The 12,398-nt window shown below is 70.5% G+C and carries 1 protein-coding gene (cut by a window edge); it reads right to left on the reverse strand.

Translation table 11 applies throughout. The features are described from left to right. On the reverse strand, nt 1-12,398 hold the 3' end of the coding sequence (locus tag ACYVKL_RS16815) for a non-ribosomal peptide synthase/polyketide synthase (RefSeq protein ID WP_379164379.1). The gene runs 31,681 nt beyond the window's last position; the window shows 12,398 of its 44,079 coding nt (coding positions 31,682-44,079); the start codon falls outside the window, past its right edge; its stop codon occupies nt 1-3.

The raw sequence follows: 12,398 nt of genomic DNA on the forward strand, positions 1-12,398 counted from the left end.
CTAGCTGGGGATGATGCGGATTTCGTCGCCCGCTTCGTCGGTCGGGTCGCCCTCGGCGGTGAACCAGTGGGTTACTTCGCCGTCTTCCAGGTCGGCGGGGATGTCGCCGGTGGGGAGGACGGAGAGGGCGCCTGCCGTGGCGGACGAGAGGAACTCGTCGATGGCGGCGGGGCCGGTGGAGGCGGTGGTGTACGTCGTCGACTCGTAGTCGATTTCGTTGTCCGTGCGCAGGGTGGTGGCACGGTCCAGGGCCTCGGACTGGGTGAGGGTGGTCCAGGTTTCGGCGTGGCGGTAGACGAAGGCGGGGTCGGTTTCGGACAAGGGGCGGACTCGGTCGGTGTAGGAGACCGGGTGGGCGGGGCGGGCGGCCAGGTCGGCTTGGACCTTCGGGTCCGAGGGGACCAGCCAGCGGACGGAGCTGGCGGCCGGTTCCAGGGTGATGCCGAAACCTGCTCCGGCGGCGAGGATGTCGCCGAAGGAGTGGGTGTCGGCGAACAGCGCCGCGGCGCCGGCCTTCTGGATGGCCCAGACCGCGACCACCGCGTCGACCGAGTGCGGGAGGGCGACGGCGACGATGTCGCCGGGGCCCGCGCCGCGGTCGATGAGCAGACGCGCCAGCTGGGAGCTGCGACGGTCCAGGACGTGGTAGGCGATCTCCTCGCCGCCGGACAGCAGGGCGGGCGCCTGCGGGTCCTCCTCCACGACCTCGGCCAGCACGTTGGCCACGGTCGCGGTGCCCACGCGGGCCGCGTCGGCCGCCGAATCCGCCGGGGTGACGGCGCTTTCGGCGAGGATGCGGGCGCGTTCCCCGGCATCGAGGATGTCGATGTCGCCGACCAGGCTGTCCGGATCGCCGACCAGGGCGTCGAGGATGCGGTTGAAGCGGGCGGCCAGCGTCACGACCTCGTCGGCGGTGAAGCGGCTGGCGAGGTAGCGCATCGAGATGTCGATGGTCTCGCCGGCCATGATCACCAGGCTCATCGGGTAGTGGGTGTTGTCGTTGATACCCACACCGGTCACCGACATGCCGTCGATGGAGCTGGCCGCGGCGATCGCGTCCTTGTCGACCGGGTAGGACTCGAACGCCATCATGGTGTCGAATTCGGCTCCGGCACCGGCCAACTGCAGGATCTCGGTCAGGCCGATGTGGTGGTGCTCGAGCAGGTCGGCCTGATCGTGCTGGACGCGCTGCAGCAGCCCGCCGATGGTCAGGCGGTCATCGACGCGGATGCGCACCGGCACCGTGTTGATGAACAGACCCACCATGGCCTCCACGCCGGGCAGATCGCCCGGGCGGCCGGAGACGGTCGCGCCGAACACCACGTCGCTGCGCCCGGTGAGGCGGCCGATCAGCACCGCCCAGGAGGTCTGGACCAGCGTGTTCAGCGTGACGTTGAGTTCCCCGGCGCGCTTGCTGAGCGCGCGGGTGCGTTCGGCGTCGATGTCGACGGTGTAGCGGCCGATCTCGTAGGTCTCGTCGCGGGTCGCGGCCGGCGCGAGCTGGGTGGGCTCGCTGACCCCGGCCAGGGCGCGCTTCCACGCCTCGATCGACTCGTCCCGGTTCCGTCCGGCCAGCCAGGCCAGGTAGTTCCGGAACGACGGCACCCGCGGCAGCACCGACATGTCGCCACGCACCGCGTACAGCACCAGCAGGTCCTGCATGAGCAGCGGCATGGACCAGCCGTCCACCAGGATGTGGTGGGTGGTGATGACCAGGTGCACCAGGTCGTCGCTGATCCGGAACACGTTGAACCGCATGAGCGGAGCGGCGGACAGATCGAAGTGATCGGCGCGATCGGCCTCGATCATCTCCCGCATCCGCGGATTGCGTTCGGCCTCCGGCAGTTCCGTCAGGTCGATGACATGGAACGGCGCCTCGACGCGATCCAGCACCACCTGGTGGGCCTGACCGTCGGCGTCGGTGACGAACGCGGTCCGCAGGCTCGGGTATCGGTCGAGGATGGCCTGCGCGGCCACCTTCAAACGATCCACATCCACCACACCGCTCAGGTCGAGCACGGTCTGAATGGTGTAGACGTCCACCGTGTTCTGGGTGAGCAGCGCGTGGAACAGCAGACCCGACTGCAGCGGCGAGAGCGGCCACACGTCGGCGAGCGCCGGGTAGGCGCGCTCCCACACCTCGATGTCGGACTGTTCCACCCGCACCAGCGACAGGTCGGACGGCGTGAAGCCGCCGGCCTCGGGACGCTCGGCGTGCGCGGCCAGCGCGGTCAGCGCCGCCACGAACAGGTCGGCGAACTCCTGCACCCGTTCCCGCTCGAGCAGCCCGCGCGGGTAGGAGAAGGCCGCGCCCAGCTGCGGGCCGTCCTCGCCGTCGGTGACGATGGCGTTGATGTCGAGGGTGGCGTTGGCGGGCATGTCGGCGTCCATGTCGCCGTCGAGACGGCCCAGGTCGTCGACCGGGACCCAGCCGATGTCGGCCATGCCTTCGGGCGCCTCGCCCGCGGACATGCGGCCCAGGTAGTTGAAGCTGATCTGGCCGACATCCCGCAGCTGCGTGGATGTCTCGGGGTTGAGATGGCGCAGCATGCCCCAGCCCAGACCCTTGTCGGGCATGGTCAGCAACTGTTCCTTGACCGATTTCACGATGTCGCCGAGGGCGTTTCCGCCCGCGAACGCCTCGGTGAGGTCGGCGCCGTGCAGGTCCAGGCGCACCGGGAAGGCGGCCGTGAACCAGCCGACCGTACGCGAAAGATCCGCGCCCGGAACGACTTCCTCTTCACGGCCGTGGCCCTCGAGCTTGATCAGCGCCGAGCCGCCGGTGGTCTCCCCGCGCCAGCGCGCGACCGCCATGGCCAGCGCCGACAGCAGACCGTCGTTCACGCCGCCGCGGTACAGGCCCGGGATGGCGGTGAGCACGGCGTCGGTGACGGAGGCCGGAACACTGACCTCGATCCGCTCGACGGTATCGAAGGTGTCGATCGTCGGGTCGAAGGCCCGCGAACCCAGCTGCGGGTCCGGGGTTTCGGTGACGCGCTGCCAGAACGGCAGTTCCGCGACCCGCTGCTCGCTGCGCGATTCCTCGACCAGGGCGTGCGCCCAGCGCCGCAGGGAGGTGCCGGTCTCGGGCAGCGCGATCGGCTGCTCGAAGGCCACCTGCGACCAGGCCAGACCCAGGTCCGGGATCAGGATGCGCCAGGAGACGCCGTCCACGACCATGTGGTGCGCGACGATGAGCAGCACGTCGCGGCGGACGCGCGCCTCGTCGGAACCTTCGGGGGCGAAGGCGAACCAGACGAACTGCACCATGGCGGCGTTCGCCGGATCCAGTCGGCCCAGGGCGGCGTCGAATTCGATGCTGCCGACGCGGGTCAGCTCCTCGTCGGAGATGTCCGCGGCCAGTTCGACCCGGTGCACCAGCGCGTCGACGTCGACGGCTCCACGCGGCAGGGCCTCGAATTCGAAGCCCTCCGAAGCGTTCCCGCGCAACCGCGAGCGCAGCACATCGTGGTGGTCGAACAGGGCCGAGATGGCCCCGACGAGCACCGGCCGGGTGATGCCGTCCGGCAGTCGCAGCGGCATGGTCTGCGAGAACCGTTCGTAGGACGAACCGCTCGACAGAATCGCGTGCATGATCGGCGTCAGCGGAATGTCGCCGACTCCGCCGCCGGGCAGTTCGGCCAGCTTCTCCTGCGCGGTGTCGCCGCCGAGGGTGGCCACTTCGGCCAGTCCGGCGACGGTGCGCTGCTCGAACACGTCGCGCGGCGAGAACTTGATGCCGCGCGCCTTGGCCCGCGACACCAGCTGGATGGACAGGATCGAATCACCGCCGAGGGCGAAGAACGAGTCGTCCACACCCACCTGTTCGACGCCGAGCACGTCGGCGAAGACCTCGGCCAGCGCCGCTTCCATTTCGGTGACCGGAGCGCGGAAGTCGCGCGCGGTGAACACCGGCTCGGGCAGCGCCCGGCGATCCAGCTTGCCGACCGGGGTCAGCGGGATGGCGTCCAGGACCGTGATGGCGGTCGGCACCATGTATTCCGGCAGACGGCCCGAGACGTGCTCGGTCAGCGCCGGAATGTCGATGCTGCGACCCGCGACCGGGAGCACGTAGGCCGCCAGGATGGTGGCCCCCGCCTCGGTCTTGTGACCGACGGTGACCGCGAAGTCGACCGTCTCGTGCGAGGCCAGCGCCGCGTCGATCTCACCGAGCTCGATACGGAAACCGCGCACCTTCACCTGGAAGTCGTTGCGGCCCACGTATTCGACCAGGCCGTCCGGGGTCCAGCGGACCACGTCACCGGAGCGGTACATGCGCTCGCCCGCCACGAACGGGTTGGCGACGAACCGCTCGGCGCTCAGGCCCGGGCGGTCGTGGTAGCCGCGGGAGAGCTGAATACCGGACAGGTACAGCTCACCGGCGACGCCGACCGGCACCGGCCGCAGTCGCGCGTCCAGGATCAGCGCCTGCATGCCGCGGATCGGACCACCGATGGTGACCAGCTCGCCCGGCGTCAGCGCATCGCTGATGTTGGTCATGATCGTGGTCTCGGTGGGGCCGTAACCGTTGTGGAACGCACGAATCGTGCGGTTCTCCAACGGAATCGCCCACTTCTCGACCAGATCGGCCGGGACGGCTTCACCACCGGCGACCAGCACCCGCAGCGAGTCCAGACCCTTCGGATCCAGGGTGGCGAGCGCGGCCGGGGTGATGAAGGCGTGCGTGGCCCGCTCGCGCTTGATCAGTTCGGCCAGTTCGTCGCCGCCGTAGACGCCCGGCGGGACCACCACGAGGGTGCCGCCCGCGCCGATGGCGAGCAGGTACTCCAGCACCGACGCGTCGAACGACGGCGACGCGAAGTGCAGTGCGCGCGAACCGGAGTCGAGGTGGTACCGGACGATCTGCTCGGTCGAGAAGTTGGCCAGACCGGCGTGCGTCACCACGACGCCCTTGGGCATGCCCGTGGTGCCGGAGGTGTAGATCACGTACGCGACGTGCTCGGGACGAACCTGTCCCCAGCGTTCGGCGTCGGTGACGGGTTCGGGCGAGTGCGAGGCGATCTCGGCGTGCACCATCGGGTCGTCGAGCGAGATCCAGCCGGCCAGGCTCGCGACCGGCGGCAGTCCCTCGAGTTCGGCGTCGATGGTCAGGCCGAGCACCGCGCCGGAGTCGTTCACCATGTGCGCGATGCGGTCCGCCGGGTAGGACGGATCGACCGGCACGAACGCCGCGCCCGACTTGGCGACGGCCCAGATGGCCAGCACCGATTCGAAGGAGCGCCGGATGGCCACGGCGACCCGGGTTTCCGGGCCGGCGCCGCGTTCGATGAGCACCCGCGCCAGGCGCGAGGAGGCCGCGTCGAGTTCGGCGTAGCCCAGGGCCTGACCGTCGAAGACGACGGCCTCGCCGACCGGGTTGTTGGCCACGGCCTCGGCGAGCAGTTCGGGCAGGGTGCGCGGCGTGATGGCCGGACCGCCGGTGCGGGCGATCAGGTCGGCCCGCTCGTCGGCGGCCAGGATCTCCAGGTCGCCGACGGCCTTGCGGGGCGCGGAAACGATCTCGGTGAGCAGGCGGACGAACCGCTGCGCGAAGCCCTCGACGGTCTCCTGGTCGAACAGGTCACGGGCGTAACCGAATTCGGCGTACATGCCCGCGTCCGCGTCGGCCGGGGCCTCGGTCAGGGTGAGCATGAGGTCGAACTTGGCGATCTCGTTCTCGAAGTCGACCGCGGCGGCCTTCAGGCCGGGCAGCTCGAAGGAGCCGCCGGGCAGGTTCTCGAACGACAGCGCCACCTGGAACAGCGGGTGCCGCGCGGTGGAGCGTTCCGGGTTGAGCAGTTCGACGAGCCGCTCGAACGGAATGTCGGCGTGCGCGAACGCCGCCAGATCACTGTCCTTGTTGGCGGCGAGCAGCTCGGTGAAGCCGGTCTGCCCGGTCACCTCGGTGCGCAGCACCAGGGTGTTGACGAACATGCCGATCAGGTCGTCCAGCTCGGCTTCGCCACGGCCCGCGATGGGCGCGCCGATGGCGATGTCGGTGGTGCCGGACAGGCGCGCCAGGAACACCGCGAGCGCGGTGTGCACGACCATGAACATGGTCGCGTTGTTGGTGCGCGCGATCTGCTGCAGGCCGCGGTGCAGGTCGTTGGAGATCGGGAACAGCACCCGGCCGCCGCGGAAGGTCTGCGCGTTGGGGCGCGGTCGATCCGAGGGCAGGTTCAGCTCGTCGGGCAGATCCGCCAGTGCGGTGCGCCAGAATTCGGCCTGCGCGGAGACGAGGCTGGTCGGGTCGTCCTCGGAGCCGAGCACCTCGCGCTGCCAGAGCGAGAAGTCCGCGTACTGCACCGGCAGCGGGGCCCAGCCGGGCTGCACGCCGGCGGCGCGGGCGGCGTAGGCCACCATGACGTCGCGGGTGAGCGGGCCCATGGACCAGCCGTCGGCGGCGATGTGGTGGGTGACGAAGACGAGCACGTGCTCGATCCCGGCGGCGGCGCCGCCCATGGATTCCGTGGAACCTTCCACGCGGAACAGCTTGGCGTGCAACGGAACCTCGGTGGTGACGTCGAAGCCGGTGGTGACGAGAGCGGCGATCCGCTCCATCACCGACTCGGCCGTGACGATGACCGGCCGCAGATCCGGCATGGCCTGCGAGGCGGTCACGATCACCTGTGCGGCAGCGCCGTCCACCTGCGGGTAGATGGTGCGCAGCGTCTCGTGGCGGCCGATCACGTCGGCCACGGCCTCGCGCAGCGCGTCCACATCCAGCGCACCGGTCAGGCGCACGGCCACCGGCACGTTGTAGGCGGCCGAGGCGGTGTCGAACTGGTTGAGGAACCACATGCGCTGCTGCGCCAGCGACAGCGGCACGGTCTCCGGTCGCGGTCCGGCGGTGAGCGCCTTGCGATCTCCCGCTCCGGCGTGCTGCTCGACCTTGGCGGCCAGGCCGGCGACGGTCGACGCCTCGAACACGGCGCGCACCGGCACCCGCGCGTCCAGGGCCGCGCCGATGCGGGCGGCGACCTGGGTGGCGAGCAGCGAGTTGCCGCCGAGGGCGAAGAAGTCGTCGTCCGCGCCGACGCGTTCGATACCGAGCACCTCGGCGATGACGCCCGCCACGATCTCCTCGATCGGGGTGGACGGCGCGCGGAAGGCGGTGGTCTCGAACTCGGGCTCGGGCAATGCCTTCCGGTCGAGCTTGCCGTTCACGTTGAGCGGCAGGGCGTCGAGGACGACGAAGGCCGAGGGCACCATGTACGACGGCAGACCGGCCGAGAGCGCCGACTTCACCAGCGGCACATCGACACCCGAGCCGGACGGCACCAGGTAGGCGACCAGGCGGTCACCGGTCTTGGCGTCCTGCTTGGCCAGCACCGCGGTCTGCGCGATCTCCGGCAGCGCCAGCAGCGCGGCCTCGATCTCGCCGAGCTCGATGCGGAAGCCGCGGATCTTCACCTGGAAGTCGGTGCGGCCCCGGTATTCCAGCTCCCCGTTGTCCGACCAGGCGACGAGGTCGCCGGTGCGGTACATGCGCTCGCCGACGGCGAACGGGTTGGCCACGAAGCGATCCGCGGTCAGGTCCGGTCGCGCGAAGTAGCCGCGGGCCAGCTGCGTGCCGGCCAGGTAGAGCTCGCCGGAGACACCGTCGGGCACCGGGTTCAGGCGCGCATCGAGCACGTAGACCCGCGAGTTCCATTCCGGCGCACCGATGGACACCGAACCGCTGTCGGCGTCGGTGACCTGGTGGCTGGTGATGGACACCGCGGCCTCGGTCGGTCCGTACAGGTTGAACAGTCGACTTTGCCGGTTCAACGCGCGGAAGCGCTGGGCCACGGCGGCGGGCAGCGCCTCACCGATGGCCAGCACCCGGCGCAGCGCGTCGTTCAGCGTGCCGTCACCCGCGGTGAGCAGCGCGTCCAGCATGGACGGCACCACGTGCAGGGTGGTGACCCGCTCGCGGGCCATCAACTCGTTGAGGTACGCCGGATCGCGGTGGCCGTCGGCCGCGGCGATCACCAGGCGGCCACCGGTGACGGCGGCCGACCAGAACTCCCAGACCGAGAGGTCGAAGGTGGCGGCGGTCTTGAGCAGGACGGCGTCGTCCGCGTCGAGCCCGAACTCCGCTGCCTTCCACTGCAACTGGTTGGCGATGGCCACGTGCGGCAGCGCCACGCCCTTCGGGCGACCGGTGGAACCGGAGGTGAAGATGACGTAGGCCGTGTGCTCCGGGCGGAGCGGGGCGACCCGCTCGGCGTCGGTGACCGGGCCGAGGTTCGCGGCGGCCGCGAGCTCGTCCATCCGCACCAGTGGCGCGACCTCGGTCGAGAACTCCGCGGCGGCGTTGGTCAGCACGCACACCGGAGCGGCGGTTTCCAGGATGTACCCGGTCCGCTCGGCGGGCTGGTCGGGGTCGACCGGCACGTAAGCGCCACCGGCGACCGAGACCGCGTACATGGCCACGATCAGGTCGACCGAGCGCCGCAACGCCAGCGCGACCCGCGCCTCGGGGCCGACACCCATCGAGATCAGGTGGCGGGCCAGGCCGTTGACCCGCGCGCCGAGCTCGGCGTAGGTCAGGGTCTCGCCGTCGGGCCCGATCAGCGCGATGGCGGTCGGCTTGGCCGCGACGGTCGCGGCGAGCATCGACGCCAGCGTCGCGGTCGAATCCACCTGGTGCGCCGTGTCATTGCGCCGGTCCAGGATCTCGGCCCGCTCGGCGGCGGCCAGGATCTCGATCGCGCCGACCGCGATCCGCGGCGCGGCCACGATCTCGCGCAGCAGGGCCACGAAGCGATCGGCGAAGCCGACCACGGTCTCCCGGTCGAAGATGTCGGTCGCGTAGGTCAGGATGCCGGTGATGCCGTCGGCCGCGCCGTCGTCGCCGTACAGGTCGGAGACGATCAGGTGCAGGTCGAACTGCGACAGCTCGGTGTCCACGTCCAGGCCGGACACGCTCAGGCCCGGGAGTTCCAGGGTGGAGCGGGTCAGGTTCTGGAAGGACAGACCCACCTGGAACAGCGGGTGCCGCGCGGTCGAGCGGGCCGGGTTGAGCACCTCGACGAGGCGCTCGAACGGCACGTCGGCATTGGCGTAGGCCTGGATGTCGGTCTCGCGCTGCCGGGCCAGCAGGGCGTTGAACGCCTCGCCGCCGTCGACCTCGGTGCGGAACACCAAGGTGTTGACGAACATACCGATCAGGTCGTCGAGGACAGCCTCGCCACGACCGGCCATCGGGGTGCCGATGGCGATGTCGTTCGAGCCGGACAAACGCGAGAGCAGCACCGCGAGGGCGGTGTGCACGACCATGAACAGCGTCGCGCCCTCGGTGCGCGCCAGATCGACCAGACCGCCGTGTAGCTCGGCGTCGATCCGGATGTCGATCTTGCCGCCGGCGAAGGACTGCACCGCCGGCCGCGGCCGGTCGACCGGCAGGTCCAGCTGGTCGGGCAGCCCGGCCAGCGCCTGCTGCCAGTAGGCGACCTGCTTGGCGGCCAGCGAGTCCGCGTCGTTCTCGTCACCGAGCAGTTCGCGCTGCCAGATGGAGTAGTCCGCGTACTGCACCGCGAGCGGGGTCCAGCCCGGATCCTGCTTGATGGAGCGCGCCGCGTAGGCGGTCATCAGGTCGCGGGTCAGCGGGGCCACCGAGGAGCCGTCACCGGAGATGTGGTGAATGACCAGGGCGAGCACGTATTCCGCGCTCACCGGGGCGTTCGGGTCCACGGCCGGGTACTGGCCGGTCGGGGCGATGTCGGCGAAGTCGAAGGTGTAGGCCGCCGCGTGCGCGGCCGCCTCGGACTCGACGACCGGAGCCGCCGCGTCGCCCTCGATCTTGAACAGCGCCACCTTGATCGGCACCTCGACGGTGACGTCGAAGGCGGTGGAGGTCAGTTCCACCACCGCGCCGACGACCTCGTCGGCGGTCACGGTGCGCACCGCGAGCTCGGGCACGGCCTGCGCCGGCGGCAGGATGACCTGCACCGGGCCCTGCTCGGTCTGCGGGTAGATGGTCCGCAGGATCTCGTGGCGGGCAACCACATCCGCGATGGCCGCGCGCAGCGCGTCCTCGTCGAGCGCGCCGGACAGGCGCACCGCGACCGGCACGTTGTAGGCGGCCGAGGCGGTGTCGAAGCGGTTGAGGAACCACATGCGCTGCTGCGCCAGCGACAGCGGAATGTTCTCCGGTCGCGGTGCGGCGGTCAGCGCCTTGCGGCCACCGGCCCCGGCGTCGCGTTCCACCCGGGCCGCGAGCGCGGCAACCGTGGAGGCCTCGAACAGCATTCGCACCGGCACCCGGGTGTTGAGCGCCTCGCCGAGGCGGGCCGCGACCTGGGTGGCGAGCAGCGAGTTGCCGCCCCACTGGAAGAAGTCGTCGTCCAGGCCGATGCGACCGGATTCGACGCGCAGCACCTCGGCGAACACGCCGGCCACGATCTGCTCGATCGGGCTGACGGGGGCGCGGAAGACCGTCTTCTCGAAGGTGGGTTCGGGCAGTTCCTTGCGGTCCAGCTTGCCGTTGGCGTTGAGCGGCAACGCGTTCAGCGGCATGAAGACCGACGGGATCATGTACGACGGCAGCTCGGCGGCCAGCGCCGACTGCAGCGCCTGCTTGTCCGGCTCACCGTCGGCGCCGACCACGTAGGCCACCAGGCGGTCGCCCAGCACCGGGTCGGTGTGCGCGACCACGGCGGCGGAGGCGATGGAATCCAGGCGCAGCAGCGCGGATTCGATATCGCCGAGCTCGATGCGGAAGCCGCGGATCTTCACCTGGAAGTCGGTGCGGCCCCGGTACTCGAGTTCGCCGTTCGCCTGCCAGGCGACCAGGTCACCGGTGCGGTACATGCGGGAACCGTTGTCGGCGAACGGGTTCGCGACGAACCGGTCCGAGGTGAGGTCCGGGCGGCCGAAGTAGCCGCGCGCCAGCTGCGCACCGGCCAGGTAGAGCTCGCCGGACACGCCGACCGGCACCGGCCGCAGGCGCGAATCCAGCACGAACACCTGGGAGTTCCATTCGGGCGAGCCGATGGACACCGACAGCTCGTCGCGCGCGGTGACCCGGTGGTTGGTGATGGACACCGCGGCCTCGGTCGGGCCGTACAGGTTGAACAGCTCGGTGCGCGGACGCTCCCGCAGCACGCGCTGCGCGAGCGGGCCGGGCAGCGCCTCACCGATGGCCAGGATCCGCCACAGCGAGTCCGGCAGCCCGTCGGTGAGCAGCGCGTCCAGCATCGACGGCACCACGTGCAGGGTGGTCACCCATTCGCGGGCCATCAGCTCGTTCAGGTACGCCGGGTCCTTGTGGCCGTCCGGCGCGGCGATGACCATGCGGCCACCGCAGGCCGCCGCGGACCAGAATTCCCAGACCGAGAGGTCGAAGGTGGCGGCGGTCTTGAGCAGCACCGCGTCGGCCGGGTCGAGGCCGAATTCGGTGACCTTCCACAGCAGCTGGTTCACGACCGCGCCGTGCGGCAGCGCCACACCCTTGGGGCGGCCGGTGGAGCCGGAGGTGAAGATGACGTACGCCGTGTTGGCGGCGGTCAGCATCCGGACCCGGTCGGCGTCGGCGATCGGCTTGGCCGAGTGCGCGGACAGGTCCAGCTCGTCGATGCGCAGCACCTCGGCCAGCTCGGTCTCGAAACCGACCGCGGCCGTGGTGAGTACGGCCTTGGGGGCGGCCGTCTCCAGGATGTAGCCGACGCGCTCGGCGGGCTGGTCCGGATCGATCGGCACGTACGCGGCTCCGGCCTTGGCGACCGCGTACATGGCGACGACCAGGTCGGTGGAGCGGCGAATGGCCAGGGCCACCCGGTCTTCGGTGCCGATGCCGCGCGCGATGAGCTCGCGGGCGAGCTGGTTCACGCGGGCGTCGAGCTCGGCGTAGGTGAGGTTCTCCACGCCGTCGGCGGTGTCGGCGACGATGGCCACGGCCTTCGGGTCCTCGGCCACCGAGCGGTCGAGCAGCGAGACCAGGGTGGCCGCGGAGCCGCCGTCCATGACCGCGTCCACATCCTGCGCGGTGTTGTTCCAGCGCTGCAGGATTCGCGCGTTCTCGTCGGCGTCGAGCAGGTCGATGTCACCGACGGCGACGGTGGTGTCGGCCAGGATGGCGTCCAGCACCCGCACGAACCGGTCGGCGAACGCCCGCACGGTCGATTCGTCGAACAGGTCGACGGCGTAACCGAATTCGGTGAGGATCTCGGCCGGGGTGCCGTCCTCGGTGTAGCGGTCGTAGAGGGTGACGTGCAGGTCGGTCTTGGCCAGCTGCGAGTCGAAGTCGACCGCGGCCACGTGCAGGCCCGGCAGTTCGAAGGCGGTCTCGGCCAGGTTCTGGAACGAGAGGCCCACCTGGAACAGCGGGTTGCGCGCGGTGGAGCGGACCGGGTTGAGCACCTCGACCAGGCGCTCGAACGGCACGTCGGCGTTGGCGAAGGCTTCCAGGTCGC

Source organism: Nocardia tengchongensis, from assembly GCF_054781395.1.